The organism is Ktedonobacter sp. SOSP1-52, assembly GCF_016587395.1.
On sequence record NZ_BNJH01000006.1, the window covers coordinates 196,212 to 222,909 of the forward strand.

The 26,698-nt window shown below is 53.8% G+C and carries 23 protein-coding genes, 1 pseudogene and 1 other annotated feature; of the genes and pseudogenes, 17 read left to right on the forward strand and 7 right to left on the reverse strand.

Annotated elements, in window-relative coordinates:
• The first annotated feature begins 169 nt into the window (after window positions 1–169).
• The 4 genes from JMJ16_RS46020 (at window position 170) to JMJ16_RS46035 (ending at window position 4,710) form a co-directional block, all read left to right on the forward strand.
• Window positions 170–1,480 carry an ABC transporter substrate-binding protein gene (locus tag JMJ16_RS46020; protein ID WP_201392568.1) on the forward strand — a complete coding sequence of 437 codons (1,311 nt, stop codon included), beginning with the start codon at window positions 170–172 and terminating at the stop codon, window positions 1,478–1,480.
• A gap of 23 nt (window positions 1,481–1,503) precedes the next feature.
• A complete protein-coding gene (locus JMJ16_RS46025; RefSeq protein WP_201392570.1) occupies window positions 1,504–2,481 on the forward strand; it encodes a carbohydrate ABC transporter permease in 978 nt (325 codons plus the stop codon).
• On the forward strand, window positions 2,481–3,365 hold the full coding sequence (locus tag JMJ16_RS46030) for a carbohydrate ABC transporter permease (RefSeq protein ID WP_236602013.1): 885 nt from the start codon (window positions 2,481–2,483) through the stop codon (window positions 3,363–3,365). Before JMJ16_RS46025 ends, JMJ16_RS46030 begins: the two co-directional genes overlap by 1 nt.
• A 157-nt stretch (window positions 3,366–3,522) precedes the next feature.
• Window positions 3,523–4,710, forward strand: a complete 1,188-nt coding sequence (locus JMJ16_RS46035; protein WP_201392572.1) for a cation diffusion facilitator family transporter — start codon at window positions 3,523–3,525, stop codon at window positions 4,708–4,710.
• Here the strand turns inward: JMJ16_RS46035 and JMJ16_RS46040 are convergent.
• A complete protein-coding gene (locus tag JMJ16_RS46040) occupies window positions 4,707–6,551 on the reverse strand; it encodes a glycoside hydrolase family 15 protein (RefSeq protein WP_201392574.1) in 1,845 nt (614 codons plus the stop codon). The two genes, JMJ16_RS46035 and JMJ16_RS46040, sit on opposite strands and share 4 nt — an antisense overlap.
• An 865-nt stretch (window positions 6,552–7,416) precedes the next feature.
• Here JMJ16_RS46040 and JMJ16_RS46045 point away from each other — a divergent pair.
• Window positions 7,417–8,067, forward strand: a complete 651-nt coding sequence (locus JMJ16_RS46045; protein WP_201392576.1) for a hypothetical protein — start codon at window positions 7,417–7,419, stop codon at window positions 8,065–8,067.
• A gap of 235 nt (window positions 8,068–8,302) precedes the next feature.
• A complete protein-coding gene (locus tag JMJ16_RS46050) occupies window positions 8,303–8,875 on the forward strand; it encodes a cytochrome d ubiquinol oxidase subunit II (protein WP_201392578.1) in 573 nt (190 codons plus the stop codon).
• Between the two features lie 88 nt (window positions 8,876–8,963).
• Here JMJ16_RS46050 and JMJ16_RS46055 read toward each other — a convergent pair whose 3' ends face one another.
• Window positions 8,964–9,869, reverse strand: a complete 906-nt coding sequence (locus JMJ16_RS46055) for a LysR family transcriptional regulator (protein WP_201392580.1) — start codon at window positions 9,867–9,869, stop codon at window positions 8,964–8,966.
• A 252-nt stretch (window positions 9,870–10,121) separates the two neighbouring features.
• Here JMJ16_RS46055 and JMJ16_RS46060 point away from each other — a divergent pair, with 252 nt between their 5' ends.
• Window positions 10,122–10,874 carry an SDR family NAD(P)-dependent oxidoreductase gene (locus tag JMJ16_RS46060; RefSeq protein WP_201392582.1) on the forward strand — a complete coding sequence of 251 codons (753 nt, stop codon included), beginning with the start codon at window positions 10,122–10,124 and terminating at the stop codon, window positions 10,872–10,874.
• 68 nt (window positions 10,875–10,942) lie between these two features.
• Here JMJ16_RS46060 and JMJ16_RS46065 read toward each other — a convergent pair whose 3' ends face one another.
• The 3 genes from JMJ16_RS46065 to efeO all read right to left on the reverse strand — a co-directional run bounded on the left by JMJ16_RS46065 (window position 10,943) and on the right by efeO (window position 14,378).
• Entirely contained in the window at window positions 10,943–11,809 is an 867-nt protein-coding gene (locus JMJ16_RS46065) for an FTR1 family protein (protein WP_201392584.1), read from the reverse strand.
• A gap of 28 nt (window positions 11,810–11,837) precedes the next feature.
• Window positions 11,838–13,103, reverse strand: coding sequence for an iron uptake transporter deferrochelatase/peroxidase subunit (efeB, locus tag JMJ16_RS46070; protein ID WP_201392586.1), 1,266 nt, complete (start codon window positions 13,101–13,103; stop codon window positions 11,838–11,840).
• Between the two features lie 120 nt (window positions 13,104–13,223).
• Window positions 13,224–14,378, reverse strand: a complete 1,155-nt coding sequence (efeO, locus tag JMJ16_RS46075) for an iron uptake system protein EfeO (protein ID WP_201392588.1) — start codon at window positions 14,376–14,378, stop codon at window positions 13,224–13,226.
• 360 nt (window positions 14,379–14,738) lie between these two features.
• Between efeO and JMJ16_RS46080 the strand changes: the two genes are divergently transcribed.
• From JMJ16_RS46080 to JMJ16_RS46110, 7 genes are all read left to right on the forward strand, one after another.
• Window positions 14,739–14,966 (forward strand): hypothetical protein, encoded by a 228-nt coding sequence (locus JMJ16_RS46080; RefSeq protein WP_201392590.1) that lies wholly within the window; start codon window positions 14,739–14,741, stop codon window positions 14,964–14,966.
• A gap of 218 nt (window positions 14,967–15,184) precedes the next feature.
• Window positions 15,185–16,063, forward strand: a complete 879-nt coding sequence (locus JMJ16_RS46085) for a hypothetical protein (protein ID WP_201392592.1) — start codon at window positions 15,185–15,187, stop codon at window positions 16,061–16,063.
• 141 nt (window positions 16,064–16,204) lie between these two features.
• On the forward strand, window positions 16,205–16,876 hold the full coding sequence (locus tag JMJ16_RS46090) for a DedA family protein (protein WP_201392594.1): 672 nt from the start codon (window positions 16,205–16,207) through the stop codon (window positions 16,874–16,876).
• Between the two features lie 105 nt (window positions 16,877–16,981).
• Window positions 16,982–17,926, forward strand: coding sequence for an LLM class F420-dependent oxidoreductase (locus JMJ16_RS46095; RefSeq protein WP_201392596.1), 945 nt, complete (start codon window positions 16,982–16,984; stop codon window positions 17,924–17,926).
• 123 nt (window positions 17,927–18,049) lie between these two features.
• Window positions 18,050–18,316, forward strand: a binding site (T-box leader).
• A gap of 81 nt (window positions 18,317–18,397) precedes the next feature.
• Entirely contained in the window at window positions 18,398–20,899 is a 2,502-nt protein-coding gene (gene leuS, locus JMJ16_RS46100) for a leucine--tRNA ligase (RefSeq protein WP_201392598.1), read from the forward strand.
• Window positions 20,900–21,048: 149 nt separating this feature from the next.
• Window positions 21,049–21,909 (forward strand): phosphotransferase family protein, encoded by an 861-nt coding sequence (locus JMJ16_RS46105; RefSeq protein WP_201392600.1) that lies wholly within the window; start codon window positions 21,049–21,051, stop codon window positions 21,907–21,909.
• A 379-nt stretch (window positions 21,910–22,288) separates the two neighbouring features.
• The gene (locus JMJ16_RS46110) at window positions 22,289–23,128 is read left to right on the forward strand and encodes a Vms1/Ankzf1 family peptidyl-tRNA hydrolase (RefSeq protein WP_201392602.1); all 840 of its coding nucleotides are present in this window, start codon (window positions 22,289–22,291) and stop codon (window positions 23,126–23,128) included.
• 155 nt (window positions 23,129–23,283) lie between these two features.
• Here the strand turns inward: JMJ16_RS46110 and JMJ16_RS46115 are convergent, their stop codons facing one another.
• Window positions 23,284–24,135 carry a helix-turn-helix transcriptional regulator gene (locus JMJ16_RS46115; RefSeq protein ID WP_236602014.1) on the reverse strand — a complete coding sequence of 284 codons (852 nt, stop codon included), beginning with the start codon at window positions 24,133–24,135 and terminating at the stop codon, window positions 23,284–23,286.
• Window positions 24,136–24,312: 177 nt separating this feature from the next.
• Here JMJ16_RS46115 and JMJ16_RS46120 point away from each other — a divergent pair, with 177 nt between their 5' ends.
• Together JMJ16_RS46120 and JMJ16_RS46125 are read left to right on the forward strand one after the other, a co-directional pair.
• Window positions 24,313–24,702 (forward strand): PPOX class F420-dependent oxidoreductase, encoded by a 390-nt coding sequence (locus JMJ16_RS46120; protein WP_201392606.1) that lies wholly within the window; start codon window positions 24,313–24,315, stop codon window positions 24,700–24,702.
• An 11-nt stretch (window positions 24,703–24,713) separates the two neighbouring features.
• Window positions 24,714–25,667 (forward strand): aldo/keto reductase, encoded by a 954-nt coding sequence (locus tag JMJ16_RS46125; RefSeq protein ID WP_201392608.1) that lies wholly within the window; start codon window positions 24,714–24,716, stop codon window positions 25,665–25,667.
• Window positions 25,668–25,824: 157 nt separating this feature from the next.
• Here the strand turns inward: JMJ16_RS46125 and JMJ16_RS46130 are convergent.
• Window positions 25,825–25,986 (reverse strand): annotated as a pseudogene (locus tag JMJ16_RS46130) (IS982 family transposase); the annotation flags it as partial.
• Between the two features lie 80 nt (window positions 25,987–26,066).
• Between JMJ16_RS46130 and JMJ16_RS46135 the strand changes: the two are divergent.
• Window positions 26,067–26,594: a hypothetical protein gene (locus tag JMJ16_RS46135; RefSeq protein ID WP_201392609.1), complete on the forward strand. Its 528-nt coding sequence runs from the start codon at window positions 26,067–26,069 to the stop codon at window positions 26,592–26,594.
• Window positions 26,595–26,698: the final 104 nt, after the last annotated feature.

Here is a 26,698-nt window from a genome sequence, read left to right on the forward strand (position 1 = left end):
AGAATGTCTCTCTTCTCAAGAAGAGGTTGTTCCACTATTTGCTTTGATACTTTGGATGCTCTTTCCCACTTGCTTGCAATGGAGGCAGGCAGACTAGTTATCGTCATGCGCTTGTCCTATTATCGGAATGTATGAAACGCTTCATGTCGAAACAAGGAGGTCCAGTTACATGAGTAGTAGGATTACTTATACGCGAAGGCGCGTATGCCAGGTCGGACTGAGTAGCCTGGCGGGTGTGACCCTGCTAGACCTGGTCGGTTGCGGTAGCGATACCGGCACAGCGGCTAACGAAACCCTTCAACTCTCTTTCTGGGGGCCAGCATCACGCAATAAGTTAACCCAGAACGCGATCAAAGCTTTTCAGCAAGCACACTCCAACATTACCATTCATTCCTGGTTCGCCGACTTTAGCGTCTATTTCAATAAGTTGAATACCCAGATTGCCAGCGGCGGCATCCCGGACCTGATTCAGATGGACATGTCATACGTCGCGCGATACGTCCAAGAACATGAATTGCTGGATCTAACGCCATTCGTCAATGACAAGACCATCGATCTCTCAGATTTTGATCAGGGTATGTTGAAGAACAGTGAAGACAACGGCGTGTTGTATGGTATCTCGTTGGGTGGCAACTACGAGTGTATGATTTACGATGCCACGCTCATTCAGGAAGCGGGGCTTGGCACGCCTCCCACAAGTTGGACATGGAACGAATTCGCAACGTATGCAGGTAATATCTCCAGTGCCCTTAAATCTAAGGGTGTCTATGGGTCTCCCGATGCCAGTGGAGCGATAGATATGTTTGAAATTTGGGTGCGCCAGCGAGGCAAGGAACTATGGACGACGGATGGCAAAATCATGTTCACCGTCGATGATATCGCCTCCTGGTTTAGCTATTGGGACGGCATGCGCAAATCTGGTGCCTGTGTTCCCGCTCAAACTCAGGCAACGGTTACTGGCAGTGGGCCTAATACCTCCCTGCTCGCCGCTGGCAAAACGGCCTTCGCGACGGGACATTCAAACCAGTTCGGCAGCTTTCAAGCCCTGACGAAGCATACACTGGCCCTCCAGACGGTTCCCACAGGTCCTGGACCTGGTAACTATCTCAAACCCTCAATGTTGATGAGCATTGGAGCAAAATCGAAATATGCCAAAGATGCTGCTACCTTTATCAATTTCCTGATAACAGATCCTAAAGGCGCCAAAGCTATCGGCCTGGACCGTGGTGTACCAGGGAGTGCGCGTGCGCGTGCCGCGCTTCAGCCTACACTGAAAGCTGGAGATAAAGCCGTTCTGGCGTACTCAGACTTGATGGCGAGCAATAACACGGCTAGTCCCAGAACCGTGCTGGACCCCTCTGGAGCAGGCAAAGTCTCAACGGCGCTTAGCAATGCGTCTCAGGCAGTAGGCTTCGGGAAACAGTCGATCATGGCTGGAGCCAATTCTTTCTACCAGGAAGCGGTGAAAGCGGTCTCTTAGCTCTGAAATATGGAGGTGGTTCGATGGCTCTTACTCCTATTGAGGGCATAACGCGCGAGGTACGTGAGAAGCTCCCCATCCGGAAACGTCCGCGAGCACTTCACTCTCATGAGAAGAAAGAGAATGCCGCCGGCTACCTCTTTCTTCTCCCCTGGTTCGTGGGTATCTTCATCTTCACAGCGGGACCAGTTATCGCCTCGTTATATCTCTCGTTTACCAATTACAATCTGATTGGAACACCCAGCTGGATTGGCTTACAAAATTACCTGACGATGTTCCAGGATCCACAATGGTGGGATGCAGTCAGAGTAACGCTTGTCTATGTGGTGCTCTCTGTACCACTCAAGCTCGCTTTAGCGCTGGGCGTCGCGCTTCTGCTCAAGCGAGGGCTGATCGGGCTGGGGCTCTTCCGGGCAATCTACTACGTGCCTTCCCTGTTGGGCAGTAGTGTGGCTATTGCCCTGCTCTGGAGGCAGATCTTTGACGCAGATGGCGTTGTGAATCAGGCGCTCAATCTCATTGGTATTCATGCTACCACGAGCTGGGTTTCTACACCCGACACTGCCCTGTACACACTGGTCATTCTGGCTGTGTGGCAATTTGGCTCCCCAATGCTCATTTTTCTTGCTGGGCTACAACAGATTCCCCAGGAATACTATGAAGCAGCCTCAACCGATGGCGCAGGGCCATTGAAAAACTTTTTGTCAATTACGCTGCCCTTGATTACGCCCCTGTTGTTCTTTAACCTGATCTTGCAGATGATAGGCGCGTTCCAGGCATTTACGCCGTCTTATGTGGTCAGTGGCGGCACCGGAGGCCCGGTGAACTCTACCCTCTTCTATACGCTTTACCTCTACCAGGAAGGGTTCGCCAATCTGAAGATGGGCTACGCTTCGGCAATGGCATGGGTTTTGTTGATCGCGGTAGCATGTTTTACCGCGATCGCGTTCCTGACCTCGCGTTACTGGGTATTCTATCAGGATGAGAGGGGAGATAAGTGATGATCACATCTCTATCCAGAACCGGCAAAGCCAGGACTAACACGCGCTGGTTCGCGAAAAAATTTACGCGCTTCCTGCTGTATGTGCTCGTGCTAGGTGGCGCATTGGTTATGATCTATCCTTTGCTCTGGTTGTTCAGCTCTTCGTTTAAACCAGAGGATCTGATTTTCTCAAGCCCAGGCCTGGTGCCGACGCAGTGGACACTAGGGAATTATGCTGAGGGCTGGAATGCCCTTGACTACCCTTTCACCCGCTTCTTTCTCAGTTCCCTGACAGTCTGCCTTGGCGCAGTCGTTGGTAATATCTTTTCCTGTTCGCTGGCTGCCTATGCCTTTGCCCGCCTGCGTTTCAAATATAAACCCTTCTGGTTTGTTTTGATGCTGGGAGGAATCTTGCTGCCAGCGCACGTACTCATTGTGCCACAATATATTCTCTTCAAAGAGCTAGGATGGATAGGTACGTTTCTTCCATTGATCGCGCCCAAGCTTTTCGCCACAGATACATTTTTTATCTTCCTGATGATCCAGTTTATTCGTGGTATTCCGACAGAACTGGATGATGCTGCCAGGATAGATGGCTGTAGCCACTTTAGCTTCTACTGGCGCATCATCCTGCCGTTAGCGTTGCCCGCGCTGGTAACTACAGCCATCTTTACATTTATCTGGACATGGAACGACTTTTTTAGCCAGTTGATCTACCTCAGTGACGAAGCAACGTTCACTATTCCAGTTGCACTGAGTCAATTTGTGGATAGTACAGGAAATTCAGCCTATGGGCAACTTTTTGCCATGTCTGTGCTATCTCTGTTACCCATTTTCGGCTTCTTCCTGATTTTCCAGCGTCTCTTAATCCAAGGAGTAAACACGACAGGACTGAAAGGATAATAGTGTAGCATCCCCTCTTACCCGGCGAGATTTGTCGCCAGGATGCCGTGCGTTTTATACTGGAGAGAGCGCATTCTACACTCTGCTAAGTTTATGGTTTGACTCTACCTGTATGCGTTTTTCCAGCAATAGAGCGTTATGGAAGTTGAGAGGAAATATGGAAGATGCTGACCATGTGCCAGGGCAGGCTCCTGGCCCTATGTTTGACCAGCATAAGCATAGACATACGTCTGATGTGTATGAGCATGAGAAGCATAAAGCGCATGAGCATCACGCCCACGACCATGCCCATGAGCATGAGCACGAGCATGAGCATGAGCATGATCGCGAGCATGGTCATGGGCGCTGGGGCTGGTTGTTGGAGGCGCTGCCCTTCGTGCATGGCCATAGTCATGCCGAGGCATCTGTGGATACCGCGTTGGAGAGTAGTGACCGGGGTATCTGGGCGCTGAAGATCTCTTTATTAGGCCTGGGGGTTACGGCGCTCTTTCAGCTTGTGATTGCCATGCTGAGTGGAAGCGTCGGCCTGCTTGCGGATACCATTCATAATTTCTCGGATGCCCTGACGGCGGTGCCGCTCTGGATCGCCTTTGCGTTCAGTCGGCGCGCGGCGAATCGGCGCTACACCTATGGCTATGGCCGACTTGAGGACCTAGCCGGGGTGGTAATCGTGCTGATGATCTTCCTGAGCGCGCTCCTGGCAGGCTATGAAAGTATCACGAAGTTTCTGCACCCTGAGTCGCTGCATTATGCCTGGTGGGTCATGCTGGCGGCTATTGTCGGCTTCGCGGGGAACGAGGGTGTGGCCATCTTTCGCATTCGCGTTGGTAAAGAGATCGGCTCAGCCGCCCTGGTGGCGGATGGCAAACACGCTCAGGCGGACGGCCTGACCTCGCTCGCAGTCCTCATTGGTGCCGCTGGCTCTCTGCTAGGTTTTCCCCTGGTGGACCCGGCCATTGGCCTGCTAATCACGCTGGCGATTCTCTTTATCGTCAAGGATACGGCCCTGGTGATGTGGCATCGCCTGATGGACGCGGTTGACCCGCAGGTAATAGATAGCCTGGAGCGGGCGGCGCGAGCGATTCCCGGCGTACTCGATGTACCAGAGCTGCGTGCGCGCTGGCTAGGACGTGCTCTGGAGGCCGATATGCATATTGAGGTCGATGAGAATTTGAGCATTCGCCAGAGCCATGATATCGCCGAGGAGGTGCGGCATGCGCTCTTTCACACACAACCGCGCCTGGCAACTGTCCAGATCCATGTCGATCCACATGGCACGGCGGAGTACGACCCGCATAGCCTGACCAGGCATCATATGCGACCTCCTAGAAGCCAGGCCGATTAGAGTGGGCTATGATCTAGATTGCCATCGAGGGCGCGATCGATGTTGACGCAGGCGGTGATCATGGCCAGGTGCGTAAAGGCCTGAGGATAATTGCCCAGGGCCTCGCCAACCAGGCCGACCTCCTCGGCGAAGAGCCCAACGTGATTGCTGAAGGAGAGCATTTTCTCCAGCAGTAGTCTGCCCTCGCGGGGACAGCCTGAGCGGGCCAGGTTCTCTGCCAGCCAGAAGCTACAGGCGCCGAAGGTCCCCTCAGTGCTTTCGATGCCATCACTGGCGGCACATTGTGGGTCATAGCGGTTCACGAGCGCGCTTTTGGCGAGATCACGTTGTATGCGGCGGATAGTTGAGAGCATACGTGGCTCGTTGGCGCCCGTGAACTTGACGAGGCCCATAAGGAGCAGGCTGGCGTCGATGGCGTCGCCGCCATAATATTGCACAAAGCTCTGGTCTTTATTGCTCCAGCCTTCCTCCATGATCTGTTGATAGATCTGGGTGCTTGTCTGCATCCATTCGGCGTAGGGAGCGGGCAGGCCCCGGTGCCTGGCGAGGCGCAACGCGCGGTCGAAGGCCACCCAACTCATCAAGCGCGAGTGGACGAAGTGTTTGGGACCACCGCGCACCTCCCAGATGCCTTCATCCGGCTCTTGCCAGTGGTCCTCAAGCCAGTGCAGCAGGCTACGCATATGCTCCCAGAGGTCGTATGAGATGTCCTCGTGACGGTTATAGATATAGATTGCGTCCAGCATCTCACCATATACGTCGAGCTGCATCTGGGTATAGGCTCCATTGCCGATGCGGACGGGCGCGCTGGCCCGATATCCCTCTAAATGAGGCAGAATTTTCTCGCTGAGATTATGTTCGCCATCGATACCGTACATAGGCTGGAGCGAGCCGCAATCTGGTAGCTCGTGACAGCGCTCATCCAGCCAGTTCATAAACTGCTCCGCCTCCTGGGTAAAGCCCAGAGTGAGCAGGCTATAGAGGCTAAAGGCGGCATCGCGCAGCCAGGTAAAGCGATAATCCCAGTTGCGTGTTCCACCTATAGTCTCGGGCAGGCTGGTGGTGGGTGCGGCCACAATCGCTCCGGTGGGGGCATATGTCAGCAATTTTAGCAGCAAGGCCGAGCGCTCGACATACTCGCGCCAGCGCCCGCGATACTGGCATTTCTTGAGCCATTGGCGCCAGAAGGTCATGGTGTTATGAAACATCTCCTGGTAGCCCTCTTCGCAGAGGGGATCAGGAGCCTGAGCACCCGCGGTAGTGCTCTCCAACATAAAGTGCAGTGACTCACCTTCATGTAAGACAAAATGCGCCTGCACACCTCCCTGATCATCTGGATAGAGCGCGATATTGGTAGAGAGTCCAAGGTGGAGACCCTGGCTGTGGAAGACGGCTCCCTGCTCCGTCAGATGGGTATCATGTTCGTCCTGAGCATAGTTGAAGGCTGGACGACAAGTTAGGTGAAACTCCATGCTCCCCCTGGCGACCTCAACTGAGCGAATGATGTGGTGGGGTAGGGTATGGGAATCGTCATCATCTTTGATGGGCATGAAATCAGTAATCTCACCAATACCATCAACACAGAGAAAACGCGTGAGTAAGACGTTGGTTTCGGGCAGGTACATCTGCGAACAGCGCAAATCGTTCCTTGGTGTGGGCGCGATCTGAAAGAAGCCGCCTTTATTTGCGTCCAGGAGCGCACCAAAGACGCTTGGCGCGTCGAAACGCGGCAGGCAACACCAGTCAATCGAGCCATTCTTCCCAACCAGGGCCACTGTATGCAGGTCGCCGATAATGGCATAATCTTCAATAGGTAAATATCTTGCTTGTAGCTCCAGCATGCCTCGTCTCCAATCTCCTGCAAGGATCCTGCTTTCATCTTGCTTCTAAGCGCCTGTAAACACTACCTGATTACAATGTATCCGCATCCGCAAATGCTATGTTCTTTTCTTTGCCTCCTTACCATAGGCACCACGTTTACGGCGCGCAAGGCGATTATGCGCTTTCGTAAATAAAGTTGGATTATCTTGAGCGCCAGAAGCGCACAGCAGGCTGATTTCATAGCCCGTTTTAATTTAAGCAACAGCATAATTGGTGCATTCGGTAAATCAGCGGGAAATGTGTAGGGGCCATGCTTGCATGGCCTTCCTCCCGCAACGTGAGTACTTCTCCTGGGGAAAAGAGTCTAAGCCAACTTGGACCCTACAACTTTCCGGATGCATCAATAAGCTAATCCCTACTGAGGGGGCATTTGGGTGTGGGCATAACTGATGGTAGTGGTAAGAGAAGGAGAGCGAGGGAGATCGGGGGTAAAACGGCATGAATTGCTAGATGTAGTTCGGTTTGTGTGTAACCTCCCTCGCTATGGGATTGAGTATAGCAGATACTCGTAAATACTTCATTAACAGCTTTTAAGAAACGGCCCCAGGAGTACTAGCTTCTCTTGCGAGGGGTTGAAGCATTGGATGAGGTGTTTTCTTACACAAATGTTATGTCTACTCTTCACTTTTGTTTGACCTTTCTGTAATATTCCAGGGAACAGAGATTCAGTTGGTGCAATTGAGCAAAAAGTGGCTCAATTCACAGCTTCTTTGTTAGAAATGTGCGATCCTTTGATGACTACATACGAAGAGCTTATGCGAAAATTGGCTGATATGAGGAGCCTGGCGTCTTTCCGTTTTCGAATAAGCTTTAAGGAGATTCAGAATGCGCGATAAACCATCACCAGATGCCTCTCAGCCCTCTTTTTTCAAGCGACTTCAGATGCTTGCAGGCAAGGGGGCAAAAGTTTTTCCCATCGCTTTTCTCGTTTTGAGTGCGATTGCATTCATTGTGGCAACGCTAGTTGTGTCCAATGATTACGACCCTCTTACGGTGCATGTAGATTCTTCTGCTCTCCTAAGAATTGCTCTTTTCTGCCCTCTGGTGATAGCAGTTGGCATGGTGCTTGTTCTGGGTAGGCGGCGTTTCTCGGTCTTACGTCTGAATTACTGGCAAATTTTTCTGATTGTCCTTGGCGCTGGCCTCGGTCTGTATTTGAGTTACCAGCACATTCTCTACCATCGGGTCTGTTGCGATATTGTCTATACGGAGGCCCGGGGATATCCTTTGGGGGCCTCGATATTTTCCTGGGAACCAACTCACAGCCCGCCCTATAGCTGGAATGAGATAGATGCACTGATAGGACAGCATTCTGGTCAGGTTGGTCAGGTTATCGACTGGCCTACTATCTTTGCCAATGGTATGTTCTATGCCAATGCCACCCTCATCCTGGTCGTCACGCTCCGCTGCATGCTGTACCTCCCTGGACGATTCATCGGCAGGAAGAAAGCTCGCGTGAGCTTACAGCGCACCTGACCAGGATGAGGGAGATTCCAGAACAATGTATGTTACATTTTGCTCTTCTCCTTGAATAATTTTTCATATATACTTTTTGCTCTCCAAAAGAGCGCTGGCACACATATGTGCCAGCGCTCTTTTGGAGAGCAAACGCTTTCTCCTGGCCTATGTTAGCGTGTAGCTTCTTGCACTCGCTCAAGCCATTCATTCATCAAGGCGTTGAAAAGCTGGCTCTGTTCAATCTGCGCGTTTTGTGGGCACACCCTGGCAGTTGTTGACGCCCCTGGCCTTGTTATGGGGCCTCACTTTTATCGTCCTCTTTGCGCTCCAGGGTGCGCTCTTCCTCCGCCTGCGCGTGGATGCGGCTATTACCATGCGTGTTGAGAGGGCAGCGCGGAGGCTCTGGATTCCGGCGCTATTCATGGTTGTTTTGCTAGCTATCGCTGGCGCTTTCGTCTCTCAGGCCATGTTGCGCCTGCTGGTAGTGCCCTGGATCGCGACTTTAAGTGTGCTTGTGCCCCTGCTGTTCTTCGTCGCGGGCCAGTTGATCCAACGCCAGCGCTGGTGGTGGGCGCTCATATCGACGAGCCTCTCTATGCTCTGTGGTGTGCTCGCGCTGGCAATGAGCCTCTTTCCACATCTCCTGCTCTCAAGCCTCCAGCCCACCTGGAGCTTGACGGTTGAGCGTGCGGCGGCGGCTCCCTCCAGCCTGGTCTTACTCACCTGGGTTGCTTTAATCTTCCTGCCCATTATCATCGCCTATCAGGCTCTGGGTTACTGGATCTTCCGCAAACGCCTGCACATGCAGAGCCGCTTGCATTATTAAAAAAGGTGCTTCATCGCAGATCGGGTAGTGCTTGTAAACGGCGCACTTTCCCAACAGTAGCCGCGTACGCAAGTAGCGGGCTCCCGAGTTAGGGCAACATGTGTTGTTGTCGTGCTTGTGCGGTTTCGCGGGCGATCTGGAGGAAGTTGTGTAGCAGGGGCGAGGTATTGTCTGGGAGCCAGGCCAGGGCAAGGTCGAAGGTTGGGGTGGTTCCCTGGAGGGGGAGGTAGGCGACATCCAGACTGCGTAGCAGGCGGGATGAGGCAGGCACGATAGAGACGCCAAAGCCCGCCGCCACCAGGCTGATGATTGATTCCCAGCCCAGAGCCTCCTGGCCCAGGCGCATCGAGAAGCCTGCCTGCTGGCAGAGGCTGATGATCTGGTCGAAGAGGCCAATGTTCCAGGCGCGGGGATATAGCACAAACAGTTCATCTCTGAGTTGGGCAAGATCGATGCTTTTCTGGCTTGCGAGGGCGTGATCGGCAGGCAGGACGGCAACCAGTTGCTCGCGGCCAATAACCTCTAGCTTGAGGGTAGTGTCGAGAATTGGCGGATGGATGAAGCCTACCTCGATCAGGCCTTCGCGTAGCGCCTGCACCTGGTCGGTGGTGACCAGGTTCTGTAACTTTGTTGTGATCATGGGGTAGCGTTCGCGGAAGGCCTTTAAGATGGTAGGGAGGATCTCGGCCATGGCTGTGCCCACAAAACCGATATGTAATTGTCCTAGGAGGCCATTATAGGCCTGGTGCGCGGCCTCAATGGCGCGCTCGGTCTGGGCGATGACTTTCTTGGCCTCCACAAGAAAAGCCTTGCCCGCGGGGGTCAGTTGTACGCTACGCTTTGTGCGGATCAAGAGCGGTATACCCAGCTCGCTCTCCAGGTTCTGGATCTGCTGGCTGAGTGGTGGCTGCGCCATATGCAGGATCTCGGCTGCGCGGCTGAAGTGTAGCTCTTCCGCGACCACGATAAAATAGCGTAAGTGTCGTAGCTCCATAGATATTTATATTCCCTACATATAAGTATAACACAATTTATATATTGGACAGATAAGTTGTTTTCTCTTATGCTAAGCCTATCGGTTTTGTGTCTATTCAGGACATCTCGCCACTACGTGGCTCGCTGGGTAAGAGGATGTGGCTGGGAACAGCCTGTGGCCGTTCCCAGCCACATCCTCTTACCCCTTTGCGGCGTCGTAGACGCTGAGCACAAAAACGATGATTGCATCATTTATTCGGGGAGGAAATCTATGAATAAGCAGGGACGTAGAATTATTATTACTGGTGGTAATAGTGGTATGGGGCGCGCGATGGCGGAACGCTTTGCCCAGGAGGGGGAGCAGGTCGCGATCATTGGGCGCGACCGTGACACCTTGCGCGCCACGGCTGAGGGGCTTGGCTCCCAGGTCTCCTGGTACCAGGCGGATGTAAGCCAGCGCGAGCAGGTGCAGTCTACTGTATCGAACATTGTGGAGCAATGGGGCCAGGTGGATGTACTAATCAACGCGGCCGGCTTTGTGCGTGGCGCCACGACCGATATGCCGCTTGACGAGGCCGAGCGTGAGTGGGACGCAGTCATTGACGTGAATCTGAAGGGCAGCTTTCTGATGACCGTTGCCGTCGGTCCTTATCTGGCGCGACCCGGTGGGCGTATTATCTATATTAGCTCCATTGCCGCCTTCACTGGTGGAAGTCGGGCCGGTTCAACCGCCTATGCCGCGTCCAAGGCGGGTTTGCACGGCCTGACCTATGGCTTTGCCCGCGAACTGAGTTCGCAATCAATCACAGTCAACGCCGTAGCCCCCGGCTATATCGCTGATACGGGCTTTACTGGCGCCTGGACCGATGAGAAAATCAATGGCATCATCAAGGAGACGCCAGCAGGGCGAGGCGGTCATGTCGATGACGTGGTCGCCGCAGTCCACTACCTGGCCTCACCCGAAGCCTCGTTTGTCACCGGCGAGGTATTAAATGTGAATGGTGGCTGGCTCTTTGGACGCTAAATGCAATAGATAGCAGAAGGGTCATGCCAGGCGCCGCCTGGCATGACCCTTCTGCTATCTATTGCATTTTATCCTTTGAGCGTTGCAGCCTCTTCTGGCGTGGCACTGGGAAGGCTGCGTTTCTGGTTGCGGGTCATGCGCCAGAAGAAGCTGCCCACGATAGCCAGGTAGACAACGAAGCCTACAATTTGTAGGATGCTTGTGTTCTCGGTATAGCCTGTGAAGATGTGCAACAAGCTGCCAATAATGCTTTTATTCTCGCTGAGCCAATCGGTGCTACTGGTATCCCAGACCTGGGTGGTTCCGAAGGTAATCCATCCGGCGTCCTGGGCACCCTGAATAAAGTTGCTAAACAAGCCAGCCGCCATGACTAGCAGGAGGATACCCATGACGCGGAAGAAAATGCGGTAGTTCAGGCGGTAGCCAAAGCGATAGATGAGTACACCCAGGGCGATGGCGACCAGGACTCCCGATAAGGCTCCAAGGAGGAGGATCTGTGTATCGGCCTGGAAGGCGAAGGCCAGGGTAAAGATCGCTGTTTCGATGCCCTCGCGCCCCACGGTGCTAAAGGCGAGCAGGCCCAGGGCGAAGCCGGAACTTGCCGCGCTGGCCTGGGCGGTTAATTCTTGCTTGAGGGTGCGGCTGTGGTGCTGGACCCAGAACGTCATCCATGTAATAATGACGACGGCAATGAAATAGGTAACGGTTTTGAAGATGCTGAGGAAGTCAGGGCTGAAGAGGCTACTGACGGTCTTGAGTAGGGCCGCGACCGCGAACGAGCCGAGCAGGGCCAGGCCCACACCAAGCCAGACTGAGGTATTATAATGTGTCATTTTGAGCTGGCGCAACGAGGTGAGCAGGATACTCACGATCATACTGGCCTCCAGCCCCTCACGTAGGAACAGGACAAACGTTGGTAAAAAATTCGCGAGCATTACTACAGATTACTCCTTCTCCAGGGTCTTAAGCAAAGAGCGTCTCTCCTATGAAGCCTCCCGGTCGTGTCCCTGGAGGGCAGGCAAAAATCGCGCTCCCATTATGGGTGATGTATTCGTTGAGCAGGTCCCGCTGGCCTAGCTTCTGTTGTAGGGGGATAAATTGCTTGCGCGGGTCGCGCTGGAAGGCGATGAAGAAGAGGCCGGCGTCCAATTCGCCCGTCACTTTATCCATGCCATCAGTGAATGAGTAGCCACGGCGCAGGATGCGGATGTTGTCATCTTCTCGCGCCAGGCGAATATGTGCATTGGTAGCGATGATGGAGGTCCCATCCGGATGCTTGGCGGTCAAATCGACGGCATCAAACTCCTGTTTGCCGGTCAGGGGCGCCCCCGAGACCTTCCTCCGGCCGAAGACCTTCTCCTGGTCGGCCAGAAAGTCGCGGTCCCATGACTCCAGGTGCATACGAATGCGGCGCGCGACCAGGTAGGAGCCGCCATGCATCCAGGAGGCGCCCTCGTCACCAACCCAGACGTGTTGATCCATAAGTGCGGGATCTTCAACCTTCAGGTTATTAGTGCCATCCTTGAAGCCCATCAAGTTGCGTGGCGTTTCCTGTTGAGTGCTGGTACTGGCTGTGCGGTTAAAGCCTAGCTGCGACCAGCGGATGGTTGCGAGTCCGCGAGCCTGGCGGGCCAGGTTGCGCACGGCATGGAAGGCGACCAGGGGATTATCTGAGCAGGCCTGTACACAGAGATCGCCGCCCGAGCGGTTGGGGTCGAGGGCGTCTCCAGCCATTGAGGGAAGATCCACCAGGGCCTCTGGTCTGCGTGCAGCCAGTCCATAGCGATCTTTCCCATCTTTGGTGAAGAGGGTTGGGCCAAAGCCAAAGGTGATGGTCAGGTTGGCGGCTGGTAGTCCCAGAGCCTCACCAGTATCGGGAGGTGGAGCATGATCTGGAAATGTGCCCTCGCCAATAGGCTTGCCCGAGGTCATAGCCGCCGCTGCCACCGTCCAGATGCGCAAGAGACTGGCGACCTCGTTGCGATCCTGAGTCGTCAGGTCAAAGGTCGCGAAGTGGAGATGATCCTGTTGAGGTGTTGTGATTCCTGCCTGTTTCTCTCCATAAAAGGAGATGATGTCGTTGTTACTCGTCTGTTGCATTGCTTGCTGTCCTTGCGTGTGAGCTAGCGCATAGCCGCCTCCTCCACCCAGGACCAGGCCTGCTCCAGCCGCGCTGGCGGAGATCAGCATATTGCGCCGATTAAATTTTTGGCCAGTCTTCTCACTCATGTACTTCTACCATCTCTCTTTACTTCTCGCTTGATTCTTCTCCGAAACCCTGAGCGCGCTTGTCCCCGAATGGGGGGAAGCGCTAGGCACGCCAGTGACGTTGGGTTTCGGAATAAGATCCTAGTTTGCTGTTTGGGGAAGGGAGACTGCGACTTTGGAAAGGGATTCGCCCGCATCGTCAATGCTCTGGGCAATTGCGCGCTTATCTCCGTCCTTGAGAGTGGCGTAGTCCATGAACCCCTTATCGGTACGGAATGGTTTGAGTACGTCCTGTACTTTCTGGAATTTGCCAGCGATATCCTGTTGCAGGCCAGGATTTTTCTCGCTCAGGTAGTCTTTGAAGCTGTTGAAGGCTACCTGCGAACCCTCGACATTGGCGGCCAGGTCATACAGGTCGGTATGCGAGTAGCGATCCTCTTCACCAGTGATTTTGGTATGCGAGGCCTCGCTAAGCAGGGAAACCGCGCCATCAATAATATCGGTTGGTACCAGTTTAATCCCATCCAAATTCTGGCGCAAGTCTTTGACGTTCTTCAGCAACTGGTCGGTATATGTTTTAAGGCCTGTGGTCTTTCCATCGACCCATAGTGCCTTCTCGATACGATGGAAACCGGTCCACTGCTCATCGGGAACATCACCCTCGCGGGCATCGATGCCGGGATCGAGATTGCCAAAACTTGAGGCGATGGGTTCGATACGCTCATAATACTCACGCGTCGGCGCGTAGAGCACCTTTGCTTTATTGAGGTCGCCCGCGTTAATGGCATCGTTGAACTGCTGCGTACTCGTAACTAGAGCATCTGTCTGCTGGATAACGTATTGTCGGTATGTCTCAACTGCATTCTTAATCTTGGCGTTCTGCACATTGCCAGACGGCGCATTGTTTGAAGAAGTTACCTTATCGGTACCAGTGAAAGCGCCTTCCATGCCCTTACTGACATAAAGTTCATCATAGAGCTTATAAGAGCGCTGTTGTGGCGTAATGGTAAAGGACTTTTTTTCGCCTGGCTGCATCGTAGTTTCGGCGATCAGGCCCTTGATCTCGACAATGTGCACATTGGTGCCTTTATTAACAAAGGTTACTTCAACGGGCTGATTGGCTGTAACATTAATGGTTTTGGGATCAAAATAGTTATCGTAGGCGTTGATTGTAACCGCGTTCTTACCGCCTGTCTTATTGCCGTCGCTAGTCGAGCCACAGGCCGCGAGCAATACCAGCGGAAGACCGCATAGAAGTAGGATAAGGAGAAGCATACGCTGCTTGACTAACATCATTTTGAAAGCCTCTTAAATATTTTTTTGCCGAGGAGTCCGGCGTTAGAAATATCCGACTCAATGGATTGGATATTAGGGTGACCTAATATCTGAGTCCACGAGTCGGATATTAGCACAGCGTTGTGGTGAAAGTCAAGGGTATGTATACCTGACCGACATAGCGGCTCGCCCAGTGTCTCCGTACCATTACACGTGCAAGTAATTGCGTACGTCAGTAACGGGCCTTATATAAGAGCTTCCTTTTGAGTAACCCTTTAAATAAAGGTTTCGTGTCACCTGTATTAATCACACCATAGTCAGTGAAGTCGCTGGCCGTTGTGTGAAGTCCGAAACATCAAGGCAAAAATGAAAAGGAAGGATATGTCTCAAGATAAAGAGCAAATTAAGCCATATAAGCCAGAAGAGCCTGTTGATGAGGCGACCCGCAAGCAAGAGCAGCAAGAGATTCGCAACGCCTCCAAGGGCGCCGCGCAACAGATGGCCTCCGAGGAGTTAGAGGATGAGGAGCCTATCAGCCGCGAGCAGGCCGAAAAGGAGATGCGCGAGGCCATTCAGCGATTGAAACGGCAGCAGAAGCCGAAGGAATAGAAAGTATAGAATATGCTGGGGCAAGACCGCAGGCCTTGCCCCAGCATATTCTATACTTTCTATTCCTATGAAAGCTGTGCTTGCTTATCTGCGATAACTTTGTAAGATGGACTGTAGAGAGACTTTTGTAGTTTGCCTGGTAGTGCGAATATCAGAAATTTCTTGAGCAGCCATGACAGGAGATCAAGACTGGTTGCTCTCTCCTAGAGGAGCTTGTTATGTTTACCGCTTTGGTGCTCCTGTTTTTTGTGATCATGATGGTTGTGTTCTTCGCGCGTGCGCTTTCCCAGCAGCATTGGTCTCAGCGTGCGCCTGATGGCTATCCGGATATGTCACAGATGCAACAACAGCAGATGCCGCCGCAGGCAGCTCCGTATAGCGATCCCTACAGCGACACTGGATACTATCAACCTGGCCAGGAGCAGGCCGCGCCTCCACCCAAGGAGGCCGATACCTACGACCAGGGCTATGCCGCGGGCTATACAGCGCGGCCAGAGCCTGGAACAGCGCCTCGTGCCGATGAGGAAGGGGATATCTATAAGGCCCGTTCGCAGCCAGAGCCACGCACAAACTACGATTCCAGCTACTATCGTCCTGGCTCAAGTGATGCGACAAATCCGCCGGAGCGAGATAGAGATGTTCCACCGCCTCGCCGCCAGGAGCCTCGCCAGCCGTCCAATCAGGGTCCCTATCCTCCTCAGCGGCCCGATTATGGCTCGCAGCAGCCGCCAATGCAGTACCAACAACCGGACTATAATCAGCAGGTGCCGCCAATGCAGTACCAGCAGCAGCCTGATGGCTACGGGCAACAGCTTCCGCCACAGTATCAGCAGCCATTCTACGGTCCCTATCCTCCCCAACAGCGCAGTGGCATGAACCCCTGGGTGGTAGGTGGCCTGGGTGCTTTGATGGGCTATGGTCTGGGACACATGTTTGGCCAGGACCAGGGCCATGATATGGGACACATGGGAGGTGACCCTGGCGGCTTTGGTGGAGGAGGAGACTTTGGCGGAGGAGACTTTGGTGGAGGAGGAGATTTTGGCGGAGGAGACTTTGGCAACTTTGGAGGAGGAGACTCAGGTGGCGGCGACTTCTAGGTTACAGCTTTGCCAACTTACCAGAAGTAGTTTTGATATGGTGGGGAAAGGCCCCAGGCCTTTCCCCACCATATCTCTTACCCCCGAAGCGTCGTAGACGCTGAGAACACCTTATAAAGAAAGATTGAGCAAAGAGAACGTATGCTCCAGACCTTCATTGAATGGCTCAAGTTGTTTTACGATCAGTATGGCTACTTGATCGTCTTTCTCAGCACGCTCTCTGAGAACACAGCTCTGCTTGGCCTGGTCATGCCAGGCAACTCGCTGGCCCTGCTGGGCGCATTTTATGCCCGTCTGGGTACACTCAATCTGGGCCTGGTGATTCTCTTCGCGACCCTGGGAACGGTTGCCGGTTATCATATCGACTATCTCCTGGGGCGCTTCGCGCTTGGGGGTCCATTGCAGCGCTTCAGCGCCACGCGCCTTGGCATACGAATGCGTTTTGGTGCCCGTATGCGCCTCGCGCGCCTCATGCTCCACAAGCATGGGGGTAAGGCCATTATCCTCTCACATGTTGCGGGCCATTTGCGCTCATTTGTTGCGATCAGCGCTGGTCTGACGCGCATGCGCTATACACGCTTCCTTTTCTTCGAAGTCATCGCCGCCCTGCTTTGGAACACCATTTACAGCCTGGTAGGCTACTTTATCGCGGTCGAGATCGATACGCTTGAGACCATCTTCCAACGCATGGGACTGGTAATTATCGCCCTGGCCCTGGTGCTCTTCGGTGCCTGGTATATGTGGAGGCGTCGCAAACGCCAACAGCGTCATCAGCGCCGCCTCGCGCGGTTACAGGCTAGAATGCAGGCTTGATAGTGTGCGGCTTGAAGGTTTAAAGATCGAAGATAGTATAATAGGGGGACAACCATGAGCCAGAGCTGGCTTATGGAGCAACAAAAGGAGAGTTGAAAAACTATTATGGAGTTTGGTGTAATTGTTCCCCAGGGCTGGAAGATGGACCTTGTGGATATCGCTGATCCTGTTGAAGCATATGAGGCGATGACACGCGTGGCGCAGGAGGCCGAGAAGCTGAATTTTGATTCGGTCTGGCTGTATGACCATTTTCATACCGTTCCCACGCCGACACAAGAAGTTACTTTTGAATGCTGGACCAGCATGGCGGCCCTGGCGCGCGATACGAAGCGCGTGCGCCTTGGACAGATTGTGACCTGTAATAGCTATCGCAACCCCGCCCTGCTGGCCAAGATGGCGAGCACGGTTGATGTGATGAGTCACGGTCGTCTCGTGCTAGGTATCGGCGCGGGCTGGTACGAGCACGAGTATAATGCCTATGGCTATCCCTATCCCTCGGGCCCTGATCGCCTGCGCATGCTACGCGAGGCGCTTCAGATCATCCATGCTATGTGGAGCCAGGAAGAGGCCCATTTCGAGGGCAAATATTACCAGGTGCGTGGCGCGATCAACCAGCCCAAAGGTGTGCAGAAGCCCCACATTCCCATCCTCGTCGGTGGTGGTGGCGAGAAAGTGACCCTCAAACTAGTCGCGCAGTATGCCGATGCCTGTAATGTGGGTGGCACAATTGAGAATATCAAGCATAAGCTTGAGGTGCTCAAAGGACACTGTGACACCCTGGGCCGCGATTATAACAGCATCAAGCGTACGGCGATTGTTGACGACTGTGCTATCGCGCGCACCGACGAAGAGGCCGTGGCGAAGCTCCCCGCCAATATGCGCGCCAATATCGACGAGGCCCGCAAGCGTGCGCTCATCGGCACGCCCGATATGATCCGCGAGCGCATCGCCGAGTACGAGGCGGCAGGTATCCAGGAGCTCATTATCCGCTTCTCCGATGCCACAAAGATCGAGCCTCTACATCTCTTCGCTGAAACCTGCATGCATTAAGTGTATTAAAAAAGGAAAAGTGGATGGTGGTATGTCAGAGCCATACCACCATCCACTTTTCCTTTTTTAGGCTTGACAAAGCGCAAATTGTCGGGTACGCTCTGTATAATAGATGATATAAGGAACAAGACGAAGAACGAGGAAAGTAAGAGACATCGCGATTACAGAGAGCTGGCGGTCGCTGCGAGCCAGTATCAAGGTGTCGTCTGAAGCTCCCTCGTGAGTCGTAGTGGTGAAAGCTTCTCCTGGACAGAGGGGTGAGTAGTTGCTGCCGGTAGCCCCCGTTAGCGGGCCGGGTACATCTATACCCTTAAAGGCCGTCGTCGCGAGGCGACGGTGAAGCATGGTGGTACCGCGAAAGTGGCCCTGAGCGCACTTTTCGCCCTGCGTGGGCGGAGGGTGCTTTTTTCTTGCCCTCCGCGTCGAGTCTCGCTGTTTATTAGCTCTATGACCCGTCAGCAGGAGGAGTTTATGTCACAGACACATGTCCCGCAACCAGGTGCAGGTGAAGCGCTGCAACAGGTGCGGCCTCCCAGCTATGATTTCGCCAGCTTCGAGGCGAAGTGGCGTACGCGCTGGGAGGAGCAGAGGCTGTACCAGGTGGATTTACAGCGGGCTAAAAAACCGTTTTACAATTTGATGATGTTCCCGTATCCGTCGGCCGAGGGCCTGCATGTGGGCAACATGTACTCCTATGTCGGGGCGGATATCCAGGGGCGCTACAAGGCTATGCAGGGCTATGATGTCTTTGAGCCGATTGGCTTTGACGCCTTTGGCATTCATAGCGAGAATTTCGCGATCAAGCAGGGCGTGCATCCGCGCATCCTGACAAAGCGCAATATTGAGCACTTTCGCGAGCGGCAATTAAAGCATATCGGCAATCGCTTTGACTGGTCACACGAGGTAGATACAACCTCGCCTGAGTATTATCGCTGGACGCAGTGGATCTTCCTGCAACTCTTCAAAGTCGGGCTGGCCGAGCGCAAGTCCGCCAGCGTCAACTGGTGCCCCAAAGATAAGACGGTCCTGGCGGATGAGCAGGTCATAAATGGGCGCTGCGAGCGTTGCGACTCCATCGTTGAGCGCCGCTGGCTGGAGCAGTGGTTCCTGAAGACAACGAAGTACGCGCAGAGGCTGCTGGACGACCTGGAAGGTCTGGACTGGTCCGAGCGCGTCAAAAACCTGCAACGCAACTGGATTGGCCGCTCCGAAGGCCTGAAATTTGCGCTGCAAGTTGTGAGTGAGCCTGAGACATCAGGAGAGGCGCAACCTGGACAGGATGTCGCTATCCAGGCTTATACGACGCGGCCTGACACCATCTTTGGCGTGACCTTTGTCGCGCTCTCCGCCCGGCATCCAGCTATCGAGGCGATCACAGTCCGGGAGCGGCGCGCAGAGGTGCAGGCCTTTCAGGAGCGCATGAGCAAGTTAGCGGTCGATGCCGAACGCGGCACAAGCGGCGTCTTTACTGGAGCCTACGCTCGGCATCCCCTGACTGGCGAGCGCCTGCCCATCTGGATCGCGGACTATGTCCTGGAGGGGCATGGCACAGGCGCGATTATGGGCGTGCCCGCACATGACCAGACAGACATGATCTTCGCACGCTCTGTGGGCCTGCCCGTGCGCTTCGTCGTGCGACCCGCTGATGGCGCTGCTGTCCAGGATGAGCAAGAGGCCAATGAAGAGGATGGTATCCTGTATGAATCGGGCGAGTTTACAGGCATGACGAGCGCCGAGGCAAGAGAGGCAATTATTGCCTGGTTCACGGAGCGCGGTCTGGGGGAGCGCAGCGTCTCCTATCGCCTGCGCGACTGGCTGATCAGTCGCCAGCGCTACTGGGGGCCGCCCATTCCTATCATTTACTGTCCCGAGCACGGAGCTGTCCCAGTGCCAGAGGATCAACTGCCCGTTGTGCTGCCAGATGTTGAGAACTGGCGTCCCACGGGGACTGGCGCCTCGCCGCTGGCCGCCATTGAGGAGTTTGTTAACACGACCTGTCCGATTTGTGGTCAGCCAGCGCGGCGCGAGACGGACGTCAATGATAACTTCCTGGACTCCTCCTGGTACTTTATGCGCTACATCTCAAGCGACGATGCCACGCAGGCCTGGGACCCGGCCCTGGCGCGTAAGTGGCTGCCAGTGGATATGTACATCGGGGGCGCGGAGCATAGTGTGCTGCACCTGATGTATGCACGCTTTATTACCAAGGCCCTGCACGACCTGGGCCTGCTGGAGAACAATGAGCCGTTCAAGCGCTTCCGTGCCAATGGCATGATTACTAGAGATGGCGCGAAGATCTCCAAATCCAGGGGAAACATCATCAACCCCGACGATTATATCGAGCGCTTTGGCGCGGATGTCTTCCGCGTCTACTTGCTGTTCATGGGACCCTATGAGGGTGGTGGCGACTTCAGTGACCGGGGGATCAGCGGCGTGGTACGCTTCCTGGAGCGCGCCTGGCGCCTGGTCGAGCAGTATGCCCAGCAAGCACCAAAGAGGCCTTCGTCGCCAGAAGCCATCCGCGCCATGCACATAACAATCAAGCGCGTCAGCGAGGATACGGCCAGCCTCAAGTATAACACTGCCATCGCGGCCATCATGGAGTACGTCAACGGTATCATTGAGCGGCGCGCGGCCTCAAAGGCTGAGTTGGAGACGCTGCTGGTATTGCTGGCCCCCTACGCTCCCTATATGACCGAAGAGCTGTGGGAGCGGCTGGGGAGAAGTGGCTCAGTTCACCGCGCCTCCTGGCCTGAGTACGATCCCGAGGCCATCCAGGCCCAGCGTGTGACCATCGCCGTACAGGTCAATGGTCGCCTGCGCGACACCATCGAGGTCCCCACCAGCGCCAGCGCCGAGGAGGTCCAGCGCCAGGCCCAGGCCACGGAGCGCGCGCAGCACTTTATTGAAGGGCAAAGTGTCAAGCGCATAGTATACGTGCCAGGCCGCCTGGTAAATATCGTGATTGGGTAGAAGCGTAGCCGCGTACGCCAGGAGCGGGCCCGCTCCTGGCGTACGCGGCTACTGGGCAACGCAGACATAAAGGGACTGGTATGCAATTTTCTGATAGCCAGGTTTACTCGTCCTTGCAAGATATCGTTCAGAAGACATGGAAGACAGATATGCGATCAATCACACCTCTCGGGGAGGGGGTCTATGGGAAGACATACGGTGTACGCTTTCAATGTTCCCCGTATCGTGCCGTGATTAAGTTGCAGAAATATCCGCGTATGGCGGAGCAGGAGTCTCGCCAATTGGCCCAATTGCGCGCCTATCTTCCAGCTTTAGTACCCCAGGTCTATGCGTGTTTGCCAGAAACGGAGCCATACTCGGCTCTTGCTATGGAGTGGCTTCCTGGACAAACTTGTCCACGGCCAGAGCAGCTTCCTCATGTACTGCGCCAATCCCTCCAGCGCCAGGCCGTGGATCTTCTGCTGGAGGTGCATGCCATTGCGCATCCAGAGGGCTATGGCTCGTTTGATGGCCCATTTTATCGCAGCTGGTGGGATTATTACAGTCAACGAATCCAGGATACGTACCAGACAATTACAAACTCTGATAAAGCTTGCTCCTATCTTGGTTCTCAAGTGCTTGCCCTTATGGATCGTACGATTGAGCATGGCGAACAAATTCTTGGTACCAGTCAGGGGCAGCCGGTCCTCCTGCATGGCGATTTTTGTTTTGGTAACCTCTTGTTTAATCCCCACACCTGGAGTATTTCTGGCATCATTGATCCGATGGATGCCGAATGGGGTGAGCGCGAGCTGGATCTTGTAAATCTCATCAATGGGCATATACACCATTTCGAGCTAGTAAACCGGTATCGTGAAGCCAGGGATCTGGGTCCCTGTTTTCCCCTCCGCTATTGGTTCTACCAGGTCTGGAAGTGGCTCTTTTATTATGTACGTGTACAGGTGGCATGCCGGGAATGGGTGCTTCGCTGCGGGCGCGAACTGGAGAAAGCCATGGAGCGTTATCTTTAGAGGCCTCCGTCCGCTGCAACCTTGCAGGGTAAACAATTACCCCTTCAGAAGATGAAGCCTCGACAATGGCTGGTCTTGTGGCAGTGAATATCTTGAAAGGAGGAGATTTTCCACAACAGTTCATACCTTGTTTCTTTGAGGAGAAGGTTATGCAGACTACGCAAGAGTTGTTTGACAAGCTTGCTCCTTTGAATCTGGTGACGCGTATGTGTTGAGCATCTACCTGGATATGAGCCCTCACATGTCTGGTAAGCGACCATGGACGCGTACATCTACTCCTGTACTGAGAAACCGTATACGTGAGATTGAGAAGACGTTATTGCCGCGTCATCCCATGCTAGATTCCTTTAACAAGGATGTGGAGAAGGTGCAGTCGTACATGGAGAACCATGTTGAGCCGTGGCAGCAGGGCGTTGCTATCTTTGCTTGTCATGAACGCGGCCTTTTTGAAACGCTGGAGGTCGGTACCGCATTTCAGAACCAGATTGCCTTTGAACCCTATCCCGATCTTTTTCAACTAGCGCACTTGCTAGATAAGCATGAGACAGTTATCACGGCCCTGGTTGATACCAATACAACCCGCCTCTTTGTTACACGTTGGGGCTTCCTTGAGGAGATCCCAGGACCTGAGGTCTTGCCTCGTGGGTATGGGAAGCGTAACGCAACCTGCTTAAATCAAGCGCGCTACCACCGGCGTGTAGAGAATAAGCGGAAGGCATTTGCGCGCGAGGCCGCCTCAGCTATCGAAGACCTTGTCAAGCAGGAGGATGCCCAGCGTGTGATTCTCGCGGGCGATGCGGTTGCCATTCCCTTGCTCCATGAAGAGCTTTCAAACACAGTGGAGCCGTTAGTCCATGAAGAGGTTCTGAGGCTTGATATTAACACACCTTTACGCGAGGTACACGACGAGATTAAGCCTGTTATCGAATACCTGGAGCGTGAGGCCTCGCATAGCCAGGTCGATAACCTTGTAGAAGGCATACGCGCGAATGGGTTGGTGGTTAGTGGCATGCAGGAGACCCTTGATGCGCTTGAGCATGGACAGGCAGACGTTCTGATTCTGGCAAACGATGTTCCGCTCGATGATCAGCAACGCAATACGCTTGTGCGCAAGGCGGCCAATTCAGGGGCCAGGGTTGAGGTAGTAGAGGGCAATCCTGTTCTTCAGGAATTAGGAGGGGTAGGCGCGCAACTGCGTTATCGCCCCCAATGGGTTTAACCTTCTCATCCATCTAGTCAAAGCACAGAGGCCGCATCTGCGGCCTCTGTGCTTTTGCAGAACCTCTTCTAAATGTTTAGAAAGTCCTTCGTGTCCAAATTAGGTTAGGCCAGGACGCAGTAGCCGTGCCTCGCGAGGAGGGTGGTCTTAAGATATTAGCTGGCGAGTTGGGATTGGGGTAGTTGGGCCAACTGAGCCAGTTTTTGCGCGGTGTCCAGTTCTGGTAGGGGTGTGTAGACGACCATGCGCAGGTCTGGCGCGTCGATGACCTGGAAGGAGGTTGATTGGAGGGCCAGGCGCCCGACCAGGGGGTGTTGTAGCTCTTTCTTTCCGGTATGAACTCCCTGGATGTCGTGGCGTGGCCACCACTGGCGAAACTCTGGGCTTGTTTGCTCAAGGTCCACGACCAGGGCGGAGAACCATGGCTCTCCGACATAGCGTTCGGTGCTGGAGCGGAAGACAGCTAGCAGGCCCTGGGCCTCTTTCTCCCAATCGGCAAGCAGGGTGCGTTGCTGTGGATTGGTAAACATGTAGCGCAGAATGTTGCGGTCACGGTTGGACATGGCGCTAAAGTCGCTATAGACGCGCATCATGGACTGGTTCCAGGCGATGATATCCCAACGCGGATTGGCGATATAGGCGGGATAGGTGCCAAAGGTATCCAGGATGTGCTGGAGGGCTGGATCGATCATGGCCGTCAGGGGATGGGGATCGGCGGGAACCTGCTCGCGGGCGAGGATGAAGAGGTGATTCCGCTCGGCACTGTCGAGTTGCAGCACTTGCGCCAGGCTCTCCAGTACCTGGGTGGAAACGGTTATTTCGCGCCCCTGTTCCAGCCTGGTATACCAGGTTACGCCGATTCCAGCCAACACGGCCAGTTCCTCTCGGCGCAGTCCCGGTGTACGTCGCCGTGTCCCAACAGGCAAACCTGCATCCTCTGGGGAGAGCCGCTCGCGGCGCGTACGTAGGAAGTGAGCCAGTTCTCTTCGTCGTTCTTGATCATCCATCCTCATTCTCAAAAATAACCTCTCTATGCCTGCTATCCTGGCAGTTTTTGTACCAGGATAAGTTGAGTTCTGGTTATGCAAGCAAAAGCATTGCATAATTCTACCACAGAAGGTTGAGATGTGTCTGGAAGGCTCGCGTAGCGAGCCGAGGCAGTGATATAAGAGAGGAAATTTATAATGGCAGATCTGAATAACTCGAAGGTTCAGGAATTATTGCACTTGAAGACATTTGCCCATCTAGCGACTCTTGGGGCCAAGGGCGAGCCACAGTCATCGCCTATGTGGTTTCTGTGGGATGGCGAGTATATTAAGTTTACGCATGCGACCGACCGCAAGAAATATCAGAACATTAAGCATGACCCACGCGTCTCTGTCTCCATCACAGATACAGAGAATCCCTATACCTATGCGGAATTCCGCGGCGTGGTTGAGCGGATTGAGGAAGATCCCGATGCGGCCTTTTTCAATGAAATCGCGGAACACTATGGTACACCTTGGCGCAATCCTGGCGATCCGCGCGTGATTTTGTACGTTAAGGTGCAACACATTGTGGGTCAAAACCTGTAAGGAGTGATGTTATGCAACAGCGAATACTGGGTTCAAGAGGCATCCAGGTGAGTGCTATTGGCCTGGACTGTATGAGCCTGAGCGATTGGGCTTATGGTTCCGCTGACGAGGCGGATTCCATCAAGCTGGTGCAGCATGCGCTTGACCAGGGTGTGACACTGCTGGATACGGCGGATATCTATGGTCCGTTTACCAGCGAGGAGATTGTAGGGAAGGCCATCAAAGGACGACGTGAGCAGGTGGTGCTGGCGACCAAGGGTGGCCTGGTGGTATCGGACAAAACCACTCGTGCCATGCATACCGATGGCTCACCCACGCACCTGAAGATGGCCTGCGAGGCTTCATTGCGCCGCCTGGGGACGGATGTTATTGACCTCTACCAGTTGCATCGCCCTGATCTGAAGGTTCCCATTGAGGAGAGCGTGGGTGCGCTGGCTGAACTGGTGAAGGAGGGCAAGGTGCGATCCATTGGGCTCTCGGAGTGTGATGTACCAACCCTGGAGCGCGCATACAAGGTGCATCCTATCGCGACGCTCCAATCTGAACTCTCACTGTGGACGCGCGATGTTTTGAGCGAAATTTTGCCCTGGTGCCAGGCGCATGGTGTGGCCTTCCTCCCATTCGCGCCTTTGGGGCGTGGTTTTTTAACGGGACGCTATCGCTCCACAAGCCAGTTTGACAAGACTGATTTTCGCTCATATCTTCCCCGCTTTCAAGAAGAGTCGCTGGCCCGGAATCTGGCTATCGTTAAGCGGGTTGAAGAGGTGGCGCGTCGCTATGAGGCTACTCCTGGACAGATTGCGCTGGCCTGGGTGCTGGCTCAAGGGGAACAGGTAATTCCTATTCCCGGCACGAAGCATATCGAGTACCTGGATGAGAATATAGGCGCACTGGCTGTGACACTCTCCCCTGCTGATCTCCAGGAACTTAACCAATTGCCCTCGGCTGAAGGAACTCGCTATTAAAGAGTTGCTACTCGGGACTTTTCACCACTAGGGGCTCAACGGGGGAGTATGAGATGTGGTGGGGCAATGCCTGTTGTATTGCTCTACCACATCTCATACCTTTATCGCCGCAGGCGCTGACTGTACTTTAACATGAGTTCTGTTTAAGCAAGGCTGATCAAGCAGCCAGAAGAGCGTGTTCATCGAGATGCAGGCCTGGCTTTTTGTCTTGATGACTGTAGGCAATAAGCCCAGCAATCAAATGAACGACAAAATTGAGAGGACTGCAATGTCGAGAATGCTCAATTTGTGAAATGTTTTTGAGCTGGTCGATGATCGACAACGGTCCCTCTTTTCAACCTTTATGGCCCTCTTGCGTAGAATAAACTATGGGACAAGTGTAATCAAATATTGTCTCCGATGAATAAGATACTGGAACTTTTCAGAAAGGATTCTATTATGAAAATAACTATCGGACCTTTCTCCCTGGACATACTTCTGCTTCTCCGTCTCTGGTTGCCACCAATTGTGTTTATTGTTATATGTACAGCTCTATTCTTCCTACCTTTTCACATGCTTTTGCTGACACTCGATGATGTAGCTCCCAATCTCATCGGTATTGCGTGGTTGTCGTTGCTCCTTTTGTACATCATTGCTGGCATAGCCTTTATCTGCTTCTATGCTCGCTTTTTACGTGTTTCTTTTACATCAGAAGATGCTCGTGATCGGAGAAATATGGCTGTCTTGAGCGGCTTGCCTTTTTATGCCCTCTGCTTCCTTTTCTTGCTGGATCTGATATATTATATGTTTTTTTCCCCTGATGATGCGCCTGCCCTGGCTGGGTTCGTCGCTGTGCTTGGTTTTGTGGGTTTCGCTCTTATCTCGGGTGCTTACTTGCTCCTGTTACGTTTCTTCTTGCGCCGCCCAACTGCTATTACCCATGAATAACTAAAGTACGTGAGTTCTGGATAAGCTCCAGCCATCAAGCAGCCAAAAATCATCGACATCACAAACCAATTCGAGTACATTCATTATCCAGAACTCACGTTACT